This window comes from Bacteroides xylanisolvens (assembly GCF_018289135.1).
Classification (GTDB): domain Bacteria; phylum Bacteroidota; class Bacteroidia; order Bacteroidales; family Bacteroidaceae; genus Bacteroides; species Bacteroides xylanisolvens.
The window spans coordinates 455,360-479,665 of sequence record NZ_CP072216.1; the positions used below are offsets into that span (position 1 = coordinate 455,360).

Sequence of the window (24,306 nt, forward strand, 5' to 3'; positions counted from 1 at the left end):
TGTGTTAATCTGTGTAATCGGTGGTGAAACTTGAAACTGGTAGGTAATTTATTATTTAGCTAAATCTCCTATCTCGTCTAAATTCTTCTGAATATCTTCGTCATTCAATGTATAATTCACCAGATCACCTGCCAAATACTTGTCATAAGAAGCCATATCGATCAGACCATGTCCCGAAAGATTGAACAGAATCACTTTTTCTTCTCCGGTTTCCTTGCATTTGTTAGCTTCGCGGATAGCCGCTGCAATAGCGTGGCTGGATTCGGGAGCCGGAATAATACCTTCAGACTGCGCAAACAGACAACCGGCTTCGAAAGACTCCAGTTGCTGTATATCTACCGCTTCCATCAGATTATCTTTGAGCAACTGTGAAACGATTACACCTGCGCCGTGATAACGAAGCCCACCGGCATGGATATGAGCAGGAGCAAAATTATGTCCCAAAGTGAACATCGGCAGCAATGGAGTATATCCGGCTTCATCACCGAAGTCATACTGGAACTTACCACGTGTCAGTTTCGGACAAGAAGCAGGTTCGGCAGCAACGAAACGAGTCTTTTTCCCTTCCTGTATGGTGTGGCGCATGAACGGGAAAGAGATACCTCCGAAGTTGGAACCACCTCCGAAACAACCGATCACGATATCCGGATATTCGCCTGCCATTTCCATTTGTTTTTCAGCTTCCAGTCCGATAATAGTCTGGTGGAGAGTCACGTGGCTAAGTACGGAACCGAGCGTATATTTACAGTTGGGAGTCATTTGTGCCAGTTCGATAGCTTCCGAAATAGCAGTTCCCAATGAACCTTGATAAGTGGGGTGTTTAGTCAGAATATCCTTACCGGCACGGGTAGACATAGATGGAGAAGGAGTGACCTGTGCTCCGAAAGTCTGCATGATGCTGCGGCGGTATGGTTTTTGTTCATAACTGATTTTTACCTGATAAACGGCAGCTTCCAGGCCGAAAACCTTGGCTGCGTAAGAAAGAGCGGCTCCCCATTGTCCGGCACCGGTTTCAGTGGTGATGTTGGTCACCCCTTCTTCTTTGCAATAATAAGCTTGTGCCAATGCAGAGTTCAATTTATGCGAACCGATAGGGCTTACGCTTTCGTTCTTAAAATAGATATGAGCCGGAGTGCCGAGTGCTTTTTCCAAACCATAAGCACGAACCAGCGGAGTGCTGCGATAGTACTTGTACATTTCACGCACTTCTTCCGGTATTTCGATCCATGCATCCGTCTGATTCAGCTCCTGATGACACAGCTCTTTTGCGAAAATCGGATATAAATCTTCTGCTTTCAGCGGTTGTTTGGTTCCCGGGTGCAACGGAGGCATAGGCTTGTTCACCATATCAGCCTGAATGTTGTACCAGTAATGTGGAATTTCTTCTTCCGGTAGAATATACCGTTTTCTTTTTTCACTCATAATATTGTAGTTTTTTAGTTTTCTGTTGCCAAAAGTACTCAAATTTTTAATATTCGGAAAATTTTGTCAACAAAGAATCGCATTTGATTGTTATTTTAGTTAAGTTTGCACGACCCCGTTAAAAAAGATGATATGAAGATTTATCATAAGTTTTTATTGTATCAGAATAAACTGCTAAAACCCTATGTACGTATCTTGTTAGGGCTGGTAGAAGCACTCACCTATCTGGCGTCATTATTATTGATTGTCGGAGTAGTATATGAACATGGCTTTCCCTTGTCTATTGATGAAGTGGCGAATTTACAGACATTGTATAAAACTGTCTGGATCATCTTTCTGATTGATGTAACTTTACATATCTCGCTGGAATACCGGAATACCAAAAAACAATACCGGCGATTAGCTTGGATCTTGAGTGGGTTGTTATATCTCACTTTAGTACCTGTTATATTCCATCGTCCGGAAGAAGAAGGAGCCATTCTGCATATTTGGGAATTCTTACATGGGAAGTTTTATCATCTTTTGTTATTGTTAGTTCTTTCTTTCCTCAATCTGTCTAATGGGCTGGTGCGTCTGTTGGGACGGCGTACCAATCCGTCTTTGATATTGGCAGTCAGTTTTATGGCTATTATTCTGATTGGAGCAGGCTTGTTGATGCTTCCGCGCTGCACGGTAAATGGTATCACCTGGGTAGACTCTTTATTTACGGCTACCAGTGCCGTATGCGTTACAGGCTTGGTACCGGTAGACGTGTCCACTACATTCACCACTTCGGGATTAGTTGTCATTATCCTGTTGATTCAGATTGGCGGATTGGGAGTGATGACATTAACCAGTTTCTTCGCCATGTTCTTTATGGGGAATACCTCCATTTACAATCAGCTTGTTGTGCGTGATATGGTTAGTTCCAATTCATTAGGTTCTTTGCTGTCTACTTTATTATATATATTAGGCTTCACCTTAGTGATTGAAGGGATCGGCATGGTTTCGATTTGGTTTAGTATTCACGGAACGTTGGGAATGACCCTGGAAGGAGAGTTGGGTTTTGCTGCTTTCCATTCTATTTCAGCTTTTTGCAATGCGGGTTTTTCTACGCTTTCCGGCAATTTAGGAAATCCGATGGTGATGACTAACCACAATTGGCTGTTTATTACTGTTTCTCTATTGATTATCTTTGGTGGTATCGGTTTCCCCATCCTTGTCAATTTCAAGGATATTGTATTGTATCACCTCCGTCGTTTCTGGAAATTGATTCGTACCCGCAAACTGGATCGGCATAAAATGCAGCACCTCTATAACCTGAATACGAAAATCGTGTTAATCATGACTTTTCTGCTTTTATTAATCGGCACATTGGCTATTGCTGCTTTTGAGTGGAATGGTTCTTTTGCCGGTATGCCTGTGGCAGATAAGTGGACACAAGCTTTCTTTAATGCCACTTGTCCGCGAACAGCCGGTTTCAGCAGTGTCGACTTAGCATCATTGAGTGTGCAGACATTGTTGGTTTATCTATTCCTGATGTGGGTGGGCGGTGGATCACAGTCCACGGCAGGTGGTGTGAAAGTGAATGCTTTTGCGGTCGTAGTTCTGAATCTTGTAGCCGTATTGCGTGGCACTGAACGAGTGGAAGTGTTTGGCAGAGAATTGTCTTACGATTCAATCCGGCGTTCCAATGCAACAGTAGTCATGTCATTGGGAGTCTTATTCATTTTTATTTTTACATTGAGCATACTCGAACCGGGTGTTTCCATTATGGCATTAACTTTCGAATGTGTCTCTGCGCTTAGTACCGTGGGTTCCAGTCTGAATCTGACCCCTCATTTGTGCGACGCGAGCAAACTATTGGTGTCTTTGTTGATGTTTATTGGTCGTGTGGGGTTAATAACATTGATGCTAGGAATAGTTAAACAGAAAAAGAATACAAAATACCGTTATCCGAGTGATAACATCATAATAAACTAAAGCTATGAAGTATATTATTATTGGTTTAGGAAATTACGGCCATGTGTTGGCGGAAGAACTGTCCGCCTTGGGGCACGAAATTATAGGTGCGGATATAAGCGAAAGTCGTGTAGACTCCATCAAAGATAAGGTTGCTACAGCTTTTGTCATTGATGCCACTGACGAACAATCATTATCAGTGTTGCCATTGAATAGTGTGGATATAGTTATTGTAGCGATTGGAGAGAATTTTGGTGCGTCGATACGAGTCGTTGCCCTGTTGAAGCAGAAAAAGGTTCCCCGTATTTTTGCCCGTGCTATTGATGCCGTACATAAAGCAGTGCTTGAAGCTTTTGATCTGGAACGAATCCTGACTCCGGAAGAAGATGCTGCCCGCAGCCTGGTACAACTGCTCGACTTCGGTACTAACATGGAAGGATTCCGCATCGATCAGGATTATTATGTGGTGAAGTTCACGGTTCCGGAGAAATTTGTAGGATATTTTGTGAATGAGTTAAACCTGGATGAAGAGTTTCATTTAAAAATGATAGGCTTGAAACGGGCGAATAAGGTCACCAACTGCCTGGGTATCTCTCTGACCGAGCTTCATGTGAAGAATGAATTACCGGAAAATGAGAAAGTGGAAGAAGGAGACGAATTGGTCTGCTACGGCAGGTATCGTGATTTTCAGGCCTTCTGGAAAGCTATTTAGCTAGAGTACTTATAACGTCGCTTTTATTGAGCACAAGTGAGCAAGTTTCAGAGATAGTTGTATGAAGAAACCCATCGGACTTCTTTTCAGTGAAGAAATCCGGTGGGTTTGTTATATGCTGAAGCGTATGCCTTATTTCGTCTGAATACGAATATTTCCGGCTTTCACTCCGTTTGCTTTTGCTGTAAACACAATCTCTCCGACAGTTTCACCGGCTTGCAGAATAGCTGTCAACATACCGTTGAAAGCATGCATCTTCGGAAGATGGAATTGTTCAAGGTTCGTCGGATCTCCATTGGCGGCAGCACGATATTTACCTGTTCCCTTTACCGAGAAATTTATCTGACGATTATCGGTAGGGCAGAGGTTACCGTCTTTGTCTACTACTTTAACAGTCACATAAGCCAGGTCTTTTCCATCTGCAGTCAGTTCGTTACGGTTGCTTACCAGTTCGATGTGATGAGGCTTTCCGGCAGTACGGACTACTTTTTCAGCTACCGCTTTTCCGTTTTTGTCGTAGGCTACTACTTTCACTTCACCTGGTTCGTACTTTGTATCCATCCACATCAGACGATAGCGGTTCTTTAGCGAACTATTATTCTTGCTTTGTTTTCCATAACTTTTGCCATTGATAAACAATTCGGCAGTAGGATAATTAGTGTACACAAAAACGGGAGTCACTTCACCTTCACGTCCCGGCCAGGTCCAGTGAGGCAGGATATGCAAGGTTTCCGCTTTCTTGTTCCACACGCTACGGTAAAGATAATAGCGGTCTTTAGGTAAACTGGCAAGGTCGATGATACCAAACATTGAACTGTGGTTAGGCCATGAATCCGTATCGTATGGTGACGGTTCGCCCAGATAATCGAATCCGGTCCATACGAACTGTCCGATGGTCCAATGATGATCGTCAGCTAATGCAAAGTCCTCGTCCGGAATATTCGACCAGGGACAAACCTCCACATCGTATGAAGAGCATTGATGATCTTCATATTTTGCCCCTTTCTTATCCTCTACCGGGAACTTGTATACGCCGCGTGAGCTGACAGTAGAAGCCGTTTCACTTCCCAGAATCAGATTCTGCGGGAGTTGGTCGTATGACTCCTGATAGCGTTGCGTACGGTAATTAAGTCCCGGAATGTCAATCATCGCTGCAAATCCGTTGGCAAGTACACAAGTCACTTGGTCCATTCCGCAAGTGACAGGACGGGTAGGATCTTCACGATGGCAGATATCCTGCAGGAACTTGGCCACTTTATAACCGACAGGACTGCATTGAGTCGGTACTTCGTTGCCGATACTCCACATAACGACGCAAGGGTTGTTCCGGTAATTATGAAGCATATTTATCATATCACGTTCCGCCCATTCATCGAAGTAGCGGTGATAACCATTTTCACATTTGGCGATATCCCATTCATCGAACGGTTCGATCATCATCATAAATCCCATTTCGTCACACAACGCAACGAGTTCGGGAGTCGGCATATTATGAGAAGTACGGATCGCGTCGCATCCCATATCTTTCAATAGCGTAAGCTGATGACGCAGTGCTGCAACATTGATAGCGGCGCCCAACGGACCTAAATCGTGGTGATTGCATACACCCTGAAATTTGCGGTGCTTCCCGTTCAGGTAGAACCCTTTGTCAGCAATGTATTCAATGCTGCGGATACCGAAACGTGTGGTGTAAGTATCTACCAGTTTATCATCCGCATAAATTTTAGAGATAGCCTTGTAAAGCGACGGACTTTCCGGCGACCAGAGTTCGGGCGCGTTTACAATAAAATTTTGTTCAAAAGGTTGTCCGTGATTGATGCGGCTTGTATTCTCTTTGCGGGTAACAACTTTACCTTCCGGAGAAATAATTTCCGTCTCTACACGGATGGCTGTTTTCTCACCGGCATTGTCTATCTTCGTTTGGAGACGTACGGCTGCAAAATCCTTGTTGACGTGAGGAGTCGTGATTTGCGTTCCCCATACAGGCACATGGATTTTGTCAGTCACAATCAGGTGTACATTGCGATACAGACCTGCTCCCGGATACCAGCGCGAAGATTGCGGACGGTTTTCCAAACGCACGGCAAGCGTATTGTTTTTACCGTCTTTATTCAATAAAGAAGTCACATTACAGTGAAAAGAATTGTAGCCGAAAGGCCAGAAACAAGCTTCTTTTCCGTTGATGTAGACACGCGCTTCACTCATGGCACCGTCAAAGAGCAGTGTCACTTCTTTGTCGGCAGGGGCGTCAAAACTGGTACGATACCATCCGGTACCTACATAAGGAAGACCGCCGGTACGTCCTGTCTTCAAGGAAGCTTTTTTCTCAAAGTTCTGTGTCACTGCCACATTCTGAAGATCATTGTTCATGTCGAATGGACCAAAAATCGCCCAGTCGTGTGGAATAACAACCGATTCCCATTTAGTGTCATTGAACTCCGGCTGACTAGCCTCTTTAAAATCTCCTTTACTGAATTTCCAGTTCTTCTCTAGCAGTGCCTCACTGCGTTGCGCTTGCATAGTGCAGGCGGCGGCCATCAAAAGTACAGCTAATAACTGTTTGGGGTGTTTCATGTTCATTTTTACTTTTCAGGTATAAAATATTTTGGATTCGGCGTAAAGTTATAAAAAAGGATTCAATAATCTTATCTCTTGAAAGCATTAAATGCACTGGCCGGTTTGCCACTGTTGTCGAGCCCCCCTTGTGATAGTATTTCCATTCCTTCTTTCCTTCAAATGTAGGAAAAATGTCGGTTACACTTGTAAATATCCCGCTCTTTTTGTTCCTTTGCCATCTATTTATAAACAGAAAACTTACGTATGAGAAAACTAGTTTATTGGCTTTTATTGCCGTTGGCAGTGGCTGTGAGTGCATGTGGTGGTAAAAAAGGAACTTCAGATAATCAGTCGCTACTGGCAAGAATAGACAGTATAGATGCTCACGGATTGCAACGTATGCAGACGTCTAAGAGCGAAACTAACTTTAAGTTCAAAGGAAAAGATTATCATTCCTTTGTTTCACGTACTCCGGACGAAAGTCTGCCTCATGTAACAAATGAGATGGGAGATACTTATGTCGACAATAAAATAGTGCTGCACCTGACACGCGGTAACGAAACGGTATTGAACAAGACATTTACCAAGAATGATTTTTCATCCGTAGTCGATGCAAAATTTCTCTCGAAATCTATATTGGAAGGAATTGTATACGACAAGACCACTCCGCAGGGCATTGTATATGCCGCAAGTGTTTGTTATCCGCAGACAGATTTGTATATGCCGCTTTCTATAACGATCACCGCCGATGGAAAAATGAGTATACGGAAAGTAGATATGCTTGAAGAAGATTTGAACGATGAAGCACCCAATTAAGCCTCCAGGCGGGTGTTGACAGCAAAATTACACAAATGTGAAAACATTTGAGACAAACGAAAGGCAACCGATGAGGTTGCCTTTCGTATTTTTGCACCGTCAACAAACTTAATATCGAATAGAATGAAGAAAAGCATTTTTATTATTTGCGTGCTGGCATCAGGATGCACGGCGATGGCTGAACAAGTCGAGAAACCCGGTCCGGCTATAGAAACACAGACTTTGGTGCCACTGACCGAGCGTGTAAATGTACAGGCAGATTCGGCATGTGTCAATCAGATTATAGATGGTTGCTGGGTAGCAGTCGGAACTAAAAAAGCGCATGCCATTCAACGTGATTTCAACCTTATGTTCAACGGAAAACCTTCTTATCGTTTTGAACTGAAAGAAGATGATAACACATTATCCGGATATGCAGCGGGGGAAACAAAAGGGCGTGCGGAATTTTCTTATTGTTATGCAACTTCCGATGATTTCAAAGGCAAACCAGCCGATACATATAAGAAAGCACAAATAATGAAAACTGTATATCATCATGGAAAAGGTATTTGTCCGCAAGGTGCTTCCCGCGATTATGAGTTTTCGGTATATATCCCTTCTACATTAGGCAGTGATGTTTCTACCATTTTTGCCCAATGGCATGGAATGCCGGATCGTACTTTGGTACAGACTCCACAGGGTGAAGTGAAGAAACTGACAGCTGATGAGTTCATGGAACTGGACAAGACTACTATTTTTAAGAAAAACATGGGATACGAAAAGAAACCCAAGCTGGACAAGCAAGGTAATCCGGTGAAAGACAAACAAGGCAATCCCGTTTATCAAGCCGGAAAGGCTAACGGATGGCTGGTGGAACAAGGTGGCTATCCTCCATTGGCATTCGGATTTTCAGGCGGATGGTTTTATATCAAAGCAAATTCCGACCGTAAATGGTTGACAGATAAAGACGACCGTTGCAACGCAAATCCGGAAAAGACACCGGTTATGAAACCTGTGACATCTACATATAAAGCATCGACCATTGCTTACAAAATGCCTTTCGCCGATTTTCCGAAAGATTGTTGGATTACATTCCGTATTCATATCGATTGGACAGTCTATGGCAAAGAGGCGGAAACAATTGTAAAGCCGGGTATGCTCGATGTACAGATGGACTATCAGGAAAAGGGGAAAAAGGTTAATAAACACATTGTGGACAATGAGAAAATCATGATTGGACGTAACGACGATGATGGTTATTACTTTAAGTTCGGTATTTATCGCGTAGGTAATAGCACGAAGCCGGTATGTTACAATCTGGCAAACTATTCAGAGAGGTAATTAGTCAGAAGGTAGAAAGAGAGTGATATCCGGATGTCCGTTTAGTGGGCATCCGGATATTTTTTTATAGGTTAATAATCTAAAAAAATAATATCGCATTTGTCAAGTGTGCTTCAAGTCTGCAAAAAGATTTGTTTTTTTGTTGCTTGCCAAATGGTATAATATATAAAATTATTAGTGATGCAAATGATGAGCAAAAATGGATTTAGCCGGTGTGCGGAATTCTACATCGGTCGTTTGCGGAAGGAGGGACGGTATTCCACGGCGCATGTCTACAAGAATGCCATCTTTTCTTTCAGCAAATTTTGCGGCACGTCTAATGTGTCGTTCAGACAGATCACCCGTGAACGTTTACGACGTTACGGGCAATATCTTTATGAGTGTGGCTTGAAGCTCAATACGATTTCTACGTACATGCGTATGCTTCGTAGTATTTACAATCGGGGAGTGGAAGCGGGCAGTGCGCCTTATATTCCGCGACTGTTTCATGATGTCTATACAGGTGTGGATGTCTGGCAAAAGAAGGCTTTGCCTGCTACGGAATTGCATAAGCTTCTGTATGAAGATCCCAAATCGGAACGTTTACGCCGTACGCAAGCTATTGCCGCCCTGATGTTCCAATTTTGTGGCATGTCGTTCGCGGATTTAGCTCATCTGGAGAAATCGGCACTCGATCAGAATGTACTGCGATACAATCGTATCAAAACCAAAACTCCGATGAGTGTGGAAGTGCTGAATACTGCAAAGGAAATGATTAATCAGCTTCGTAGCAAGGAAAATTCTCATCCTGACTGTCCGGATTATCTGTTTGATATTCTTCGTGGGGATAAAAAACGGACGGATGAAAGAGGTTACCGGGAATATCAGTCCGCTCTCCGTCGATTTAATAATTCTCTGAAGGACTTGGCAAGAGCTTTACATTTGCAATCCCCCGTCACTTCCTATACGCTTCGTCATTCCTGGGCAACGACTGCGAAGTATCGTGGAGTATCCATTGAAATGATTAGTGAATCATTGGGGCACAAATCTATTAAAACCACACAAATCTACTTGAAAGGCTTTGGGCTTAAAGAACGTACAGAGGTAAATAAAGGAAATTTATCTTACATAAGAAACTGTTGTGTAGGTAGCGTGAAAACTGTAAAGTGTTAATCATCAGAATTAAAATATGTGTGTTACTTCTTAGGTAACGGAACTTAAATTTGACGCAAAGATAGACAAAAACACGAATAGAAAGCAAATATTCCTCCACTTTTTTTCGTTTTATCTGAAACATAGAGCAAAAAACTATCCGAACATGAAATAACCTTATTTTCATGCTCTATACTTTTTATTGCCTGATCTCTAGATTTTCCCTGTTGAGTATTAGGCCTTTCCATATTTTACGCCTTTGTCATGTGTGTGATTTCTATTTTCATCATAGTGTACGCTTCGTGTATGTATTATCCGTTACCTAAGAAGTAACGGAATCACATGGGGTAAAAAAATATGATTTTAACGAAACCAAAATCAGTAAATGCCGGGCCTATTAGTGGGACAGGGGAAGGCGTAGCACACTCAAAACGCTGGTATGTAGCACTCGTTCGAATGCATCACGAGAAGAAAGTATCCGAGCGTTTGTCTAAGATGGGAATTGATTCTTTTGTTCCCGTTCAGCAACAGATCCATCAATGGAGCGACCGTCGAAAGATGGTTGATACAGTCTTGCTTCCAATGATGGTTTTTGTTCATGTCAATCCAAAAGAGCGTATGGAAGTCCTAAGCTTTTCCACGGTCAGCCGTTATATGGTGATGCGTGGTGAAAGCACTCCTGCCGTTATTCCTGATGAGCAGATGGCGCGTTTCCGTTTCATGCTCGATTATTCCGAAGAAGCAGTTTGTATGAATGATACTCCACTAGCGCGTGGTGAGAAAGTTCGTGTCATAAAAGGTCCTTTGAGCGGCCTTGTCGGCGAACTCGTGACTGTCGGGGGGAAGAGTAAGATTGCCGTTCGTTTAAATATGCTTGGCTGTGCTTGTGTAGATATGCCAATCGGTTATGTAGAACCCACAAAGATTAGTAATGACGACACAAAAAAAATTTAACGTATTTCTATTCATTCTACTGTTAGGAGTTTTTTCTCCTTTGATGGCTCAAAATATGAGCGATTCCCAGGTATTGGAATATGTCAAAGAGGGGATTAGACAAGGGAAAGAACAAAAACAATTAGCCTCTGAACTTGCCCGTAAGGGCGTGACCAAAGAACAGGCTATGCGTGTGAAGCAGCTTTATGAGCAACAGAACAATGTCAATGCCTCCAACGCTACCGGCACGGATGTCAATGAATCACGCTTACGTGAAGAAATGAAGGAGAACACTTCCGATATGCTGGAAGACCATCCGAGTACTCAAGATCTTGAACGTAGTAATCAGGTTTTCGGACGTAACATCTTTAATACTCGTAACCTGACTTTTGAACCCAGTGTCAACATCGCCACCCCTTTAAATTACCGTCTCGGTCCCGGTGATGAAGTGATTATCGACATCTGGGGAGCCAGCCAGAACACTATCCGCCAACAGATTTCTCCTGATGGCACTATCAACATTCAGAAAATAGGTCCCGTCAACTTGAACGGCCTGACTATTGCTGAAGCCAATGACTACCTCAAAAAAACATTAAACAAGATATATAATGGTCTTAATAATACGAATGACCCTACTTCTGACATCCGTCTGACTTTGGGTAGTATCCGTACTATCCAGATCAATGTGATGGGTGAAGTAGTCCAGCCGGGCACTTACTCTCTCTCTTCTTTTGCCACAGTCTTCCATGCGCTTTATCGTGCCGGTGGAGTCAGTGACATAGGAAGCCTTCGTAATGTTCAGCTGGTGCGTAACGGTAAGAATATCGCCACAATCGATGTCTACCAATTTATCATGAAAGGAAACATTCAGGATGACATTCGTCTGCAAGAAGGCGATGTTGTGATTGTTCCTGCTTATGACGTATTGGTTAAGATCGATGGAAAAGTGAAACGTCCGATGCGTTTCGAAATGAAGAAGGACGAAAATTTATCTACTCTAATCAGTTATGCCGGTGGCTTTGAGGCCGACGCCTACACCCGTTCCTTGCGTGTCGTACGCCAAAACGGACAGGAGTATGAAGTAAACACAGTTAAAGACCTTGATTATAGTGTCTATAAAATGCGGAATGGTGATGTTGTGACTGCCGAGGCTATCCTTAACCGCTTCACTAATAAGCTTGAAATCCGTGGTGCCGTTTACCGTCCCGGTATCTACCAGCTAAACGGTAAACTGAATACCGTTCGCGAACTGGTGAACGAAGCCCAAGGCTTGACGGGTGATGCTTTCCTTAACCGTGCTGTCCTTTATCGTCAACGTGAGGACCTTACTACTGAAGTTATCCCTGTTGACATTAAAGCCATCATGGATGGTACTTCCCAAAATATCATCCTGGCGAAAAACGACATTCTTTATATTCCTAGTATCCATGATTTGGAAGATAGGGGAGATGTTGTAATCCACGGCGAAGTAGCCAAACCAGATTCCTATCCTTATGCGGATAATATGACTCTTGAAGACTTGATCATTCAGGCCGGAGGCTTGCGTGAAGCCGCTTCTGTTGTTCGTGTGGATGTATCCCGTAGAATTAAGAATCCCCGTAGTACAGTAGATAACGATACTATTGGTCAGATATATACATTCTCCCTGAAAGAAGGCTTTGTCGTCGACGGCACACCGGGTTTCGTACTTCAACCTTATGATGAGGTCTATGTACGTCGTAGTCCGGGTTATCAGGCTCAACAGAATGTGGTTGTTGAAGGTGAAATCCTGTTCGGAGGCTCATACGCCATGACCAATCGTGAAGAACGCCTTTCAGATTTGATCAATAAAGCTGGAGGTGCTACGAATTATGCTTACTTACGCGGTGCCAAGTTGACTCGTGTCGCTACTGCAGGTGAGAAGAAACGTATGGGAGATGTGATCCGTTTGATGAGCCGACAGTTGGGTGAGGCTATGATGGACTCTTTGGGTGTTCGTGTGGAAGATACTTTTAGTGTTGGCATTGACTTGGAGAAAGCATTAGCTAATCCTGGCAGTACAGCGGATATTGTCTTGCGTGAGGGTGATGTGATTTCTATTCCGAAGAACAATAATACAGTTACGATCAATGGTGCTGTGATGGTTCCTAATACGGTTTCTTATATAGAAGGACAGAAAGTTGATTATTATCTGGATCAAGCTGGTGGCTATTCTGAAAATGCGAAGAAGAGCAAGAAGTTCATTGTTTATATGAATGGTCAGGTAACTAAGGTAAAAGGTAGCGGTAAGAAACAGATTGAACCGGGTTGCGAGATAATTGTACCTAGTAAGGCAAAGAAAAGGACTAATATTGGCAACATTTTAGGTTATGCTACTACATTCAGTACTTTGGGAATGATGGTTGCTTCTATCGCTAATTTAATCAAGAAATAACGAATACCTTTATTTATGTCTACTTTGATGGAACAAACATCTGAAAAGGAAACAAAACAGGTGTATAATAATCACAATGACGAGGAGCTTGAAATCGATTTGATGGATCTTCTTCGTAAGGTTATAGGTATTCGTAAGAAGATCTATAAAGCGGCCGGTATCGGACTGATAATTGGTGTTATTGTTGCGATAAGTATCCCTAAGCAGTATACGGTTGAAGTTACTCTTTCTCCGGAAATGGGTAATAACAAAGGTGGTGGTTTATCCGGTTTGGCTGCTTCCTTTTTAGGAAGTGGAGTTTCTATGGGAGATGGAACCGATGCCTTGAATGCTTCCTTATCTGCAGATATCGTCTCTTCTACTCCCTTTTTGTTGGAACTTTCTAATATGAAAGTCCCTGTATCAGGGAGTGAGGAAATCTCTTTAAGTTCTTATTTAGATGAAGAATCTTCTCCCTGGTGGAGTTATGTAATCGGGTTTCCTGGTATGGTAATTGGCGGAGTAAAGTCTTTGTTTATCGAAGATGAGGATGAATCTATTTTTTCGGATAAAGCGAGTCAAGGTACCATTGAATTATCCAAAAAGGAATCTCAGAAGATTGAATCACTAAAGAAAAAGATTGTCGCTTCTGTGGATAAGAAAACTTCAATGACTTCCGTTACTGCAACTTTTCAGGATTCTAAAGTTGCTGCAGTTGTTGCTGACTCTGTAGTTAAGAAGTTGCAGGAATATATCATAGACTATCGTACCTCCAAATCTAAAGAGGATTGTCTCTATTTGGAGAAATTGTTTAAAGAACGTCAGCAGGAATATTACGAAGCGCAGAGAAAATATGCCGATTATATGGACTCTCATGACAATATCATTTTGCAGAGTGTTCGTACCGAGCAGGAACGTTTGCAGAATGACATGAGTTTGGCTTACCAGGTATATAGTCAGGTTGCCGGTCAGCTTCAGGTTGCCAGAGCTAAAGTTCAGGAGGAGAAGCCTGTTTTTGCTGTTGTAGAGCCTGCAGTTGTACCATTATATCCTTCGGGAACCAGTAGGAAAGTATATGTTTTAGTTTTTGTTTTCCTATCAGTTTGTATTGTAATCTCTTGGAATTTGTTCGGGAAAGACCTTCTGAGCAAGTTCAAAGAAGTATGTGCCTAAAATCAATTTTTAATGTGATATGGTATCAACCACCAGTCAAATCAATAAATTTATAGAATTTATAGCAGTTCTGGGAGATCTGATCATTCTGAATTTGGTATTGTTCTTTCTCCTTTTCTTTTGGGAAGAAGTATTTGTCTCTTTACCTTTTTCTTGTAGGGTTTCCTGGATGATGACTTCGTTAAGTCTCTGTTATCTGGCCTGTTCCGGTTCTCGTGGGAGGGTTTGGGATAGTCGGGGAATTCGCCCTGACCAACTTGTGTTGCGCGTGTTGAAGAATACTATAGCTTTTTCCATCTTTTGGGCATGTATCATGACTTTTAGTGGAATCTCTATCTATTCTCCTTTTTTCTTTGTTGCATATTTCTCTTTTCTCTTTGTTATCTTAAGTATTTATCGCATTATCATCCGTCATTTTCTGATAGTTTATTGTGCTAAGGGCAAGCATAGACGTTATGCTGTTTTTATAGGTGGAGGCAATAATATGCAGGTGTTGTATGAGGAGATGGAAAGTTCTCTGGCGTCTTCCCTATATGAAGTCGTGGGTTATTTTGATATAAAACCGAATGATGCTCTTTCTTCTCAATGTTCCTATTTGGGTAATCCTGACGGTTTTTCAGATTTTATGTCTGCACATCCAAGCATCAAGCATGTTTTTTGTTCTCTATCGATGGAGGAGGGACGTTACAATTTTTCTATCATGAATTATTGTGAAAACCATTTGCTTTATTTTCACGGTGTTCCTAATGTATGTAAAGGTTTTCCGCGTCGTATCTGGCACAGTATGGTTGGCAATATGCCTATCTTGAATCTGCGTTATGAACCTTTGGGTAAGATGGAGAACCGTATGTTGAAACGGATGTTTGATGTTGTTTTCTCCGGTTTTTTTCTGGTTACAGTTTTTCCCTTTGTTTATCTCATAGTGGGAAGTATTATAAAGTTGACTTCTCCCGGTCCTGTATTCTTTAAGCAAATGCGTACGGGGTTGAATGGTGTGGATTTTGTGTGTTATAAATTCCGTTCTATGAAAGTGAATGATGAAGCTGACAGTAAACAGGCTACGGCTGATGATCCTCGTAAAACTCGCTTTGGGAACTTCCTTCGTCGTTCTAATATTGACGAACTTCCCCAGTTTATCAATGTTTTTAGGGGTGATATGTCAATAGTGGGACCACGTCCACACATGTTGGCTCATACGGAGACTTATGCCCGTTTGATTGATAAGTATATGGTGCGGCACTTTATAAAACCTGGAGTAACCGGCTGGGCTCAAACACATGGTTTTCGTGGTGAAACGAGAGAACTCTCACAGATGGAGGAACGTGTTAAAGCTGATATTTGGTATATGGAGCATTGGACAATGCTACTTGATATATATATCATTTATAAGACTATAGCAAATGTAGTTGTTGGAGAAAAGAATGCATATTAAGATAAGGAATGGATTAAAATTGAGCAGATACAGATATCAATTTCTCAATGTTGATATAATATAGCTAATGAAATCTTTAGCTTTAAGAAAGTGTATTAACGAAGGAAATATTGTAATTAATTATTAGGGAATGACTAATCAATCAGTACACTTTTAGTTATCTTAAGCTGAAAAGGTTGGATAGTTAAATAATGTGCACTTAATATTATAGAGGACTATGCGAAGTTTACATATTATCATGCCAATGGCAGGTGAGGGAACACGTTTTCTTAAAGAAGGTTGGACTACACCAAAGCCATTGATTGAATTGAAGGGGATACCTTTGTTCGTTAGAGCTATTAGGAGCGTAATTATGGACGATATAAATTTGAAGTATTCATTTATTGTTCGTCAGGAACATATTGATAGATATCATATAAACGAATATATAAAAAACAAGTTGCCAAATGCTAAAGTTTTTTCTGTACTTAATACCACTCGTGGTGCAGTTGAAACTTGTTTGATGGCTGAGTCTGCAATAGACCCTAATGATTCTGTTATAGTTATGGACTGTGATTTGGAATTCTCTAGTAAGGCTTTTCTTGAAAATATTCGTCAAATATTAGCAAAACCTGTAGATGAGGTCAATGGCGGCTTGTTGGTATCATTTGAATCAGACCTTCCAAAGTATAGTTATGCTGAGATTGATGCTAATAATATAGTAAGGCGTACAGCAGAGAAAGAGGTAATATCTAATCATGCTCTTTGTGGAGCGTATTTCTTTTCTTCAGGAAAAGGTTTTTTAAAAGTTGCGCATCAATTATTAGATAATTCAATACCTAATAAATCGGAATTTTATGTGTCATTACTTTATAATTATTTGTTGAAGAATGGAGAAACTGTCAAACTTTGCTTAATGGAAAATTATTATTCTTATGGGACACCTGAAGAACTTAAACGATATATGTAATGCTCGGAAGTGAAATAAAACTGTTAATTGTAGATTTTGACGGTACATTAGTTGATACTTTTCGAGCTAATTTTATGGCTTATCAAGAGGCTTTTAATCAGGTGGGATTAGCTCTTAAAGAGGTAGACTATCGTCATTGTTTTGGTTTTAGGTTTGAAAAGTTTATGGCAACTGTTGGCATAACAGATCCGGTTGTAACTCAAAAAATAAGTGAGTTTAAAGGTAATTGTTACCCCGATTTTTTTAGATATTTTAAAGTGAATAATTCTTTATTAGCTATACTGAAAACTTTTCACAATGCTGGAGGTAAAACAGCGATAGCTTCTACTGCATGTCGTAAAAATTTAGAAAAAGCATTGCAATACATTGAGGTAACTGATATATTTGATCTTATTTTGGCGGGTGAGGAGGTGAGACAAGGAAAACCCTCCCCTGAGATATATAGGACAGTATTAAGGCATTTTTCTATGCAACCTAATGAGGCACTTGTTTTTGAAGATTCGGAAGTGGGTGTACAGGCAGCCCAGTCAGCAGGTATAAACTATATAGTTGTTAATTCAAACTATTATGGAGATTGAAATAAGAGGGCATTCTGGTTGTCAGATAGACATTGTTAATGGCGGGGATAGCTTGTTTATTAACAAGAGTACTCGTGATAAGAATTATATTCCACGATTGTATAAGCAAGCTTTGAAACAGTGTAATGCTTCAAAGATAGCTTATCAGCATATTCGTGTACCGAAAATATATGGTATTGAACGTATGGATGAATATCTAAATATTAAGATGGAGTATATATATAGTAAGAATTATGTAGATTATTTTGAAGATGCAGGATTTGACCAGATTAGTTATTTTATCAAGGCATTGAAAATTTTTATTGATTCTGAAATTGAAAATTCAAAAATGACTCCGATTAATAAAAATGTTGTAATAAATAAATATAATGATGTTTGTGATAAAGTTGCTAAAAATGATTTTATTAGTAAGGATACAGATATTAAGATAATTCTAGAGAAGTCTTCAATTGTATTCAATGAACTAGATGAAGAGATAAACATACCAGTTGGACAGTGTCATGGAGACTTGACTTTTTCAAATATACTATTTAATGGAAATAATTACTATTTGATAGACTTTCTGGACTCATTTTTGGAATCTCCATTACTTGATTTAGTAAAGATTAGGCAAGATTCAAATTATGGTTGGTCGCAGCTTATGTATGGGCATGATTTTGATTCTGTGCGGATGAGAATAATTTCAGACAAGATAGATAAAGAGATAGATATATATTATAGTAATTATGATTGGTATAATAAGTATTATAGTACTTTTCAGTTGATGAATTTCCTACGTGTTATACAATATGCTAAGGAGGAGAGAACTGTAGCATTCTTAAAAAATGTCCTCAATTCAATTTTATGAGTATTAGTTTGATTATTCCTATAGGAGCTGACAATATTGAGTATGAGAACTATATGCCTTATATATTTAACTTTGCTCCTGATGGAATCTCGCTTTGCATAAAATCTATTCAAGGGTTAGATTTAAATCGTTTTGATAATATCTATTTTACAATTCTTGAAAAATATGATAAAAAATACTATTTGTCATTATTGCTGAAATTGCAATTTAAAAAGTTGGGACTGAGTAATGCTAAGGTCGTAGTTCTTGATGAGCCAACCACTAGCCAGGCTGAGACTGTCTATCGGACTGTGAATTGCGAGAACATAGAAGGAGCAATTTTTGTGAAAGATCCTGATGGCTATTTTTGTGGAGATTTTACCATTGCAAATAGTATAGCTATTTATCCACTTGATAAGTTGGAAATGGTGAATCCAAGAAATAAGAGTTATGTGGAACTTGATGATCAGTTCTATATAACAAATATAATAGAAAAAAAAATCATCAGCCGTTTCTTTAATGCAGGAGGTTATATTTTTGATGATGCTGCTGTGTTCTGCAAATATTATGAGAGATTATATTTGTATGAACAACTTTTTATGTCGCATATAGTCTATGCTATGCTATTGGATAATATTCCTTTTAGGCCTTTTGAGGTGAAAGACTTCCAAGATTGGGGAAGTGAAAGAGATTATAATTATTATTTACTGGATAGATTATGGAAGTATTAAATGGTTTTATAGCTGGTCGATGTATCGTTTATAAAATATACAATCAATTTGTATTGATAATTTCTTTTATTGATATAATAATAGAAAATGATTTCAAGATCGAATATATGAATACAATCCGTTTTTAGTATTCTATTGTGAAGTATATTTGATAAAAGTGATTTTTAACACACAAAGCCAATAAATGTTTTTTGGGCGATAACTTATATGATAAAGAAGGTTAGTATGGCTTTCTATGATTAATGTATAAGAAGGGTTAAGGAAATAGTGGTCTATGTAACTTGTTTATAAAGCAAATATTTTAATATTTATGTCAAGATCAATAACAGCTAATTATATTTTCAATCTATTGAATACTATTTCTGGAATTCTATTTCCTTTAATAACGTTTCCATATTCATCTAGGATTTTGTTAGCAGAAGGAATAGGAGAAGTGAACTTTTATCAATCAATAATATCATATATCAGTTTAGTTGTAGGATTAGGTATACCATTATATGCAGTAAGAGAAATTGCTAGAGTGAGAAACGATAGAAAGCAACTTAATGTTACCACGATTGAGATATTATCTCTACATGGAATTACTACCTTGATTGGTTATTTGGTCGTTGCTATTTTATGTTTTACAGTTCCCAAGATACAAACAGATTTACCTCTTTTCTTGTTGTTAAGTTCTTCTATTTTTCTTACTACCATTGGATGTGAATGGTTTTATAAAGGCATTGAAGATTTTAAATATATTACGGTTCGTGGTTTGATTGTCCGTATGATTGGGATTATATTATTGTTTACTTTAGTAAAGACAAAAAATGATATTCTATGGTATGGTATTACAATTACTCTTACATCGGTAGGAAATAGTGTATTCAATTTTATTAGATTACGTAAATATTTGTGTATATGTAATATTGATCGACGTAGTATTAATCCTTACAAGCATTTAAAGTCTGTAGGTATAACATTTTTATTAGTTTTATTATCTACTATATATCTTACTCTTAATCCAGTAATTTTAGGATTTATGACTGATGATGTATATGTTGGTTATTATTATGGTGGTATAAAATTGTTTTCACTAGTGTTTGGAATAGTAGATTCGTTAACTGCAATTTTGCTACCTCGGTTTTCGAATTTGATGGCTGAAGGAAGAGATGAAGAATTTGCTACAATCTCTCAAAAAGTATATTCGTTTACTGTTGGAGTTTCTTTACCAATATCTGTTGGACTGTTCTTTGTTAGTCAATATGCTATACCTATTTTGGGTGGTAATAGTTTTATACCATCTATAGGTGTTTCTCAGATTTTATCTGTTTTGCTGGTTTTAGTGGGACTTTCAAATGTATTTGGGATGCAGACTCTTTATCCTAAAGGGAAAGTGTATATTATGGTGAAAGTAACTTTAATGGCATGTATTACAGACCTCTTAGTGTGTTTTTTGACTATTCCTACATTCAAGCATTATGGTGCTGCTATGGGGTATTTAGCTGCAGAACTAGTTGCAACTACAGGGTTGTACATCATGGGAAGAAAGTATATTTCTATTAGGTTATTCGATAAATCAATAATACATTATTTATTCGCTGTTATTTTAATGGGGGGAGGCTTGTTTGTGCTTCAGTCATTAAATTGGAATAATTTATTGATGTGCATTATAATGATGTGCGTAGGAGCTTTTATATATGTACTTTCACTTTTATTGCTAAAGGATTCGCTGATATTAGAAGGCCTTGCGATTGTTCAAAATAAATGTTTAAAGAAATAAAAATGCAGTTGATTAAGAGTATATTGCGAAAGTTTTTTTCATGTACTATTTCATTGATGATTCGTTTATGTAGAAATGAAAAGGTTATGCTAGATATTTTTTCTCGTAGTTTTGAAAAATATTCAGATAACTATTTTTGTTATAAACTTCGCCCCAAAAAAGCAGATTATTTTATTCCTAGTAATATAAAGACTACAACTACTTCTGGTGAATTTGCTATTGTTCTTCAAGGGTTGATAGAGATGCGTGATGAATTTACTTTTGAGACTATTAAATTATATAGAAGATTGTTTCCGGGAGCAATTATCATAGTTAGTACTTGGGATTATACAGACCCATCTATAGTACGGACTTTGGAATTATTAGGGTGCGAAGTTGTTTTGAATAAAGATATACCTGTGTGTGGCTTGGGGAATGTAAACTATCAAATTTGCACAAGCTTGGCTGGATTGAAAAGAGCTAAAGAATTGGGAGCAGAGTTTGCATTAAAGAATAGATCAGATTTACGTGTCTATCGTGAATTTGCTTTTGAATATCTTAAGAGCCTTGTTGAATTAAATACGATTTCTTCTAGTAATGTTTATGGATTGAAAGGACGTATAATAACACAAGCTGGTAATTGGGGGCAAATGTTTAATCCTATGTGGCTGCAAGATTTTCTCTATTTTGGATATACTGATGATCTTATAAACTTATTTGATATTCCATATGATGATAGGAATATTCATTGTTATAGAAAAGATAATTTCGATACAAAGCGAGTACTGACGGGTGAAACTCTTGCTAAGTGGCCAGCGTCTGAAATAAATATAACCAAACGCTTTATTCAGAAATATCATAATTCTGATTTAAGTCTCAAAGATTGGTGGAATTTTCTAGGTGAGTATTGCTATATTGTAGATTCGGAGGACTTATTGACATTGTGGAATAAGTATGGACTCAATGACCTGGGACAGTTTTACTGTGAATACGATGGTAAGCACAATTATAGAGATCCATTTCGGCATATAAGTTCATCTGATTTTATTAATATCATGAACCATAAGTATATATATGAAGAGTGGATGGAAAACGAGAAGGCTAATTACACTATAGAATAATGAAAAATTTAATAGTTTCTGTAGTTCGTGTTCTAGCCATTATACGACGATGGACCTTTCACTTTACTTAGTAATAAGTGACCGATTTATAGTGTTAAGTTTTTTATGCTGTGAAGACCAATCGCTACAGATTCTTATTGGGTATATGTTGGCCTTTAATTTAGTTGCTTTGCTGTATGTAATTGGGTTATAATATATTAGCAAAATATCCTTCAGTAAAAGGTCATTTATGGCATTTAGGATGTAGTGAATTCACAGGATGGTGGTGTCCGTTATATGTAGCTGTAGGGACTGTAATTCCTTTAATTTTTGTGTACAAGAAGAGTTTTGAAATTAATAATAAATAATATGAATATGAAATATATTATTGTCGGAGCTGGTATATCAGGTTTGAGTATTGGGCAGGTTCTTAAGGAGTATGGACATGATGTGCAACTATTTGAGGCAGATTCGCGTCCAGGAGGGATGGTAAAATGTGATAGAGTGCATGGACATTTGTTTCATCGCACTGGAGGACATGTCTTTAACACAAAACGTCAGGATGTATTGGATTGGTTTTGGAGTCATTTTGACAAAAAAGACGAGTTTACTATGGCAGATCGAAATTCAGTTGTTTCAATGGCTGATAATACCATAATTGCTTATCCAATAGAGAATCATGCTTATCAACTTTCAGATGAGATGATGAAAAATTTTATTAATGATATTGTGTTAATGGCTACTAATAAGCCTGTAGAACCTACTAATTTTGAAGAATTTTTGCGAGCTCGTTTTGGTGAGACACTTTATCGTGAATATTTTCGACCATACAATGAAAAGATCTGGCGTCGTCCACTGACAAACGTTCCACTGTCGTGGTTGGTTGGTAAATTACCAATGCCTACACTTGAAGATATTATTTATAATAATTTTAAGCATATTGAGGAAAGGTCTTTTGTACATAGTTCGTTTTTTTATCCGAAAAAAGAGGGTTCGCAGTTTGTCGCTAACCGCCTTTCAGAAGGACTTGAAATACATTATAATGTAGATGTAAAATCTATTGAAAAAATAGAAAAAGGATGGTCTGTGAACGGAGAGATTTGTGATAGAGTTATTTTTACTGGCAATATGAAGTCAATACCTTTAATAGTTAAAGGAGTTGACTTATCGGCTTATATTGAAGGTATTGAAGCTCTTGAAGCCCATGGTACCACAACTGTACTTTGTGAGATTGAAGATAATCCATATAGCTGGATTTATATGCCAAGTCATATTCATGAGGCACACCGTATCATTTGTACAGGTAATTTTGCAGAGTCAAATCGTGCGAATGGAGTAATGTCGGCTACCATTGAGTTTACAGATGAGATTAGTAAGAATGATATTATTGATAATCTCTCTCGTATACCATATCATCCCAAATATATAGCACATAACTATGCTCCTTATACATATCCAATCCAAGCAAAAGATACACGTGAATTTGTCAATAGTGTGAAATGTGTTACTGAGCCAGAAGGTCTATTTCTTCTTGGACGTTTTGCTGAATGGGAGTATTATAATATGGATGTAGCAATGGGGGCAGCTCTAGATTTGTGTAATAATAAATTGAAGTAGTATGATAGCCGTAAATGTAAATGCTGGATTGGCAAATCAAATGTTTCATTATGCTTTTGGTCGGGGGCTGATGGCTAAGGGGTTAGATGTCTGTTTTGATCAAAGTAACTTTAAACCACGTTCTCAATGGGCATTTGAATTGGTTAGACTTCAAGATGCTTTTCCCTCGATAGATATAAAAGTAATGCCGGAGGGGCATTTTAAGTGGGTATTTCCTTCTTTACCGCGAAATGGCTTGGAGCGAAGATTTCAAGAGTTTATGAAGAAATGGCATAATTTTATCGGTGATGAAGTATACATTGACGAACCTATGTATGGATATGTACCTGACATGGAGAAATGTGCTACTAGAAATTGTATTTATAAGGGGTTTTGGCAAAGCGAAAAGTATTTTAGACATTGTGAGGATGATATACGTAAACAGTTTACTTTTTTGCCTTTTGATGAATTAAAAAATATTGAGGTTGCAGCAAAAATGTCGCAGGAAAATTCTGTAGCTATTCACTTACGTAAAGGTGATGATTATATGCAATCAGAATTGATGGGAAAAGGATTATGTACAGTCGATTATTATATGAAAGCAATTGATTATATGAGAAAGCATATAAATAACCCTCATTTTTATGTATTCACGGATAATCCTTGCTGGGTAAAAGATAATCTTCCTGAATTTGAATACATATTAGTAGATTGGAATGAGGTATCAGGGAAACGTAATTTTCGAGATATGCAGTTGATGTCATGTGCTAAGCATAATATTATAGGAAATAGTACTTATAGTTGGTGGGCAGCATGGCTTAATGCAAATCAGGATAAGATTGTTGTTGGGCCCAAAAGATTTTTCAATCCAATCAATTCGTTTTTTTCAACTTGTGATATAATGTGTGAAGATTGGATTTCATTGTAAATAAGTGCTAGAATGTATTAAATAAATTT

19 protein-coding genes are annotated in these 24,306 nt (G+C 38.7%); 17 read left to right on the top strand and 2 right to left on the bottom strand.

Annotated features, from left to right (window positions below; genetic code table 11):
• Positions 1-51: 51 nt before the first annotated feature.
• A complete protein-coding gene (locus tag INE92_RS02065; RefSeq protein WP_004316593.1) occupies positions 52-1,422 on the bottom strand; it encodes a TrpB-like pyridoxal phosphate-dependent enzyme in 1,371 nt (456 codons plus the stop codon).
• Between the two features lie 132 nt (positions 1,423-1,554).
• Here INE92_RS02065 and INE92_RS02070 point away from each other — a divergent pair, with 132 nt between their 5' ends.
• Positions 1,555-3,384 (top strand): TrkH family potassium uptake protein, encoded by a 1,830-nt coding sequence (locus INE92_RS02070; protein ID WP_008770827.1) that lies wholly within the window; start codon positions 1,555-1,557, stop codon positions 3,382-3,384.
• Positions 3,385-3,388: 4 nt separating this feature from the next.
• The gene (locus INE92_RS02075) at positions 3,389-4,075 is read left to right on the top strand and encodes a potassium channel family protein (RefSeq protein ID WP_008021453.1); all 687 of its coding nucleotides are present in this window, start codon (positions 3,389-3,391) and stop codon (positions 4,073-4,075) included.
• Positions 4,076-4,207: 132 nt separating this feature from the next.
• On the opposite strand, the gene galB is transcribed toward INE92_RS02075, so the two are convergent.
• Complete coding sequence (gene galB, locus INE92_RS02080; protein WP_195436462.1) at positions 4,208-6,655, bottom strand: beta-galactosidase GalB; 2,448 nt, start codon at positions 6,653-6,655, stop codon at positions 4,208-4,210.
• Positions 6,656-6,895: 240 nt separating this feature from the next.
• Between galB and INE92_RS02085 the strand changes: the two genes are divergently transcribed.
• The 15 genes from INE92_RS02085 to INE92_RS02155 all read left to right on the top strand — a co-directional run bounded on the left by INE92_RS02085 (position 6,896) and on the right by INE92_RS02155 (position 24,277).
• Positions 6,896-7,447, top strand: a complete 552-nt coding sequence (locus INE92_RS02085) for a DUF4738 domain-containing protein (protein WP_008643053.1) — start codon at positions 6,896-6,898, stop codon at positions 7,445-7,447.
• Between the two features lie 123 nt (positions 7,448-7,570).
• Positions 7,571-8,767 (top strand): heparin lyase I family protein, encoded by a 1,197-nt coding sequence (locus tag INE92_RS02090; RefSeq protein WP_195436463.1) that lies wholly within the window; start codon positions 7,571-7,573, stop codon positions 8,765-8,767.
• Positions 8,768-8,953: 186 nt separating this feature from the next.
• Entirely contained in the window at positions 8,954-9,919 is a 966-nt protein-coding gene (locus tag INE92_RS02095; protein ID WP_195436464.1) for a tyrosine-type DNA invertase cluster 3b, read from the top strand.
• Positions 9,920-10,255: 336 nt separating this feature from the next.
• On the top strand, positions 10,256-10,852 hold the full coding sequence (locus INE92_RS02100; protein ID WP_203462750.1) for a UpxY family transcription antiterminator: 597 nt from the start codon (positions 10,256-10,258) through the stop codon (positions 10,850-10,852).
• Complete coding sequence (locus INE92_RS02105) at positions 10,830-13,244, top strand: SLBB domain-containing protein (RefSeq protein WP_203462749.1); 2,415 nt, start codon at positions 10,830-10,832, stop codon at positions 13,242-13,244. Before INE92_RS02100 ends, INE92_RS02105 begins: the two co-directional genes overlap by 23 nt.
• Positions 13,245-13,259: 15 nt before the next feature.
• Positions 13,260-14,396, top strand: coding sequence for a Wzz/FepE/Etk N-terminal domain-containing protein (locus INE92_RS02110; RefSeq protein ID WP_008021475.1), 1,137 nt, complete (start codon positions 13,260-13,262; stop codon positions 14,394-14,396).
• A gap of 19 nt (positions 14,397-14,415) precedes the next feature.
• Complete coding sequence (locus INE92_RS02115) at positions 14,416-15,828, top strand: undecaprenyl-phosphate glucose phosphotransferase (protein ID WP_008021478.1); 1,413 nt, start codon at positions 14,416-14,418, stop codon at positions 15,826-15,828.
• Between the two features lie 238 nt (positions 15,829-16,066).
• Positions 16,067-16,777, top strand: a complete 711-nt coding sequence (locus INE92_RS02120) for a glycosyltransferase family 2 protein (protein ID WP_015532607.1) — start codon at positions 16,067-16,069, stop codon at positions 16,775-16,777.
• Positions 16,777-17,355 carry an HAD family hydrolase gene (locus tag INE92_RS02125; protein ID WP_008021481.1) on the top strand — a complete coding sequence of 193 codons (579 nt, stop codon included), beginning with the start codon at positions 16,777-16,779 and terminating at the stop codon, positions 17,353-17,355. The genes INE92_RS02120 and INE92_RS02125 overlap by 1 nt, the downstream gene beginning before the upstream one ends.
• Complete coding sequence (locus tag INE92_RS02130) at positions 17,345-18,202, top strand: phosphotransferase (RefSeq protein ID WP_008021484.1); 858 nt, start codon at positions 17,345-17,347, stop codon at positions 18,200-18,202. The genes INE92_RS02125 and INE92_RS02130 overlap by 11 nt, the downstream gene beginning before the upstream one ends.
• Positions 18,199-18,912 carry a glycosyltransferase family protein gene (locus INE92_RS02135; protein ID WP_008643074.1) on the top strand — a complete coding sequence of 238 codons (714 nt, stop codon included), beginning with the start codon at positions 18,199-18,201 and terminating at the stop codon, positions 18,910-18,912. Before INE92_RS02130 ends, INE92_RS02135 begins: the two co-directional genes overlap by 4 nt.
• Positions 18,913-19,222: 310 nt before the next feature.
• Entirely contained in the window at positions 19,223-20,674 is a 1,452-nt protein-coding gene (locus tag INE92_RS02140) for an oligosaccharide flippase family protein (protein ID WP_008643076.1), read from the top strand.
• A complete protein-coding gene (locus INE92_RS02145) occupies positions 20,659-21,774 on the top strand; it encodes a WavE lipopolysaccharide synthesis family protein (protein WP_015532609.1) in 1,116 nt (371 codons plus the stop codon). Before INE92_RS02140 ends, INE92_RS02145 begins: the two co-directional genes overlap by 16 nt.
• 354 nt (positions 21,775-22,128) lie before the next feature.
• Entirely contained in the window at positions 22,129-23,370 is a 1,242-nt protein-coding gene (locus tag INE92_RS02150) for a protoporphyrinogen/coproporphyrinogen oxidase (protein ID WP_008021492.1), read from the top strand.
• A 1-nt stretch (position 23,371) separates the two neighbouring features.
• Positions 23,372-24,277 (top strand): alpha-1,2-fucosyltransferase, encoded by a 906-nt coding sequence (locus tag INE92_RS02155; RefSeq protein ID WP_008021494.1) that lies wholly within the window; start codon positions 23,372-23,374, stop codon positions 24,275-24,277.
• The last annotated feature ends 29 nt before the right edge of the window (positions 24,278-24,306 follow it).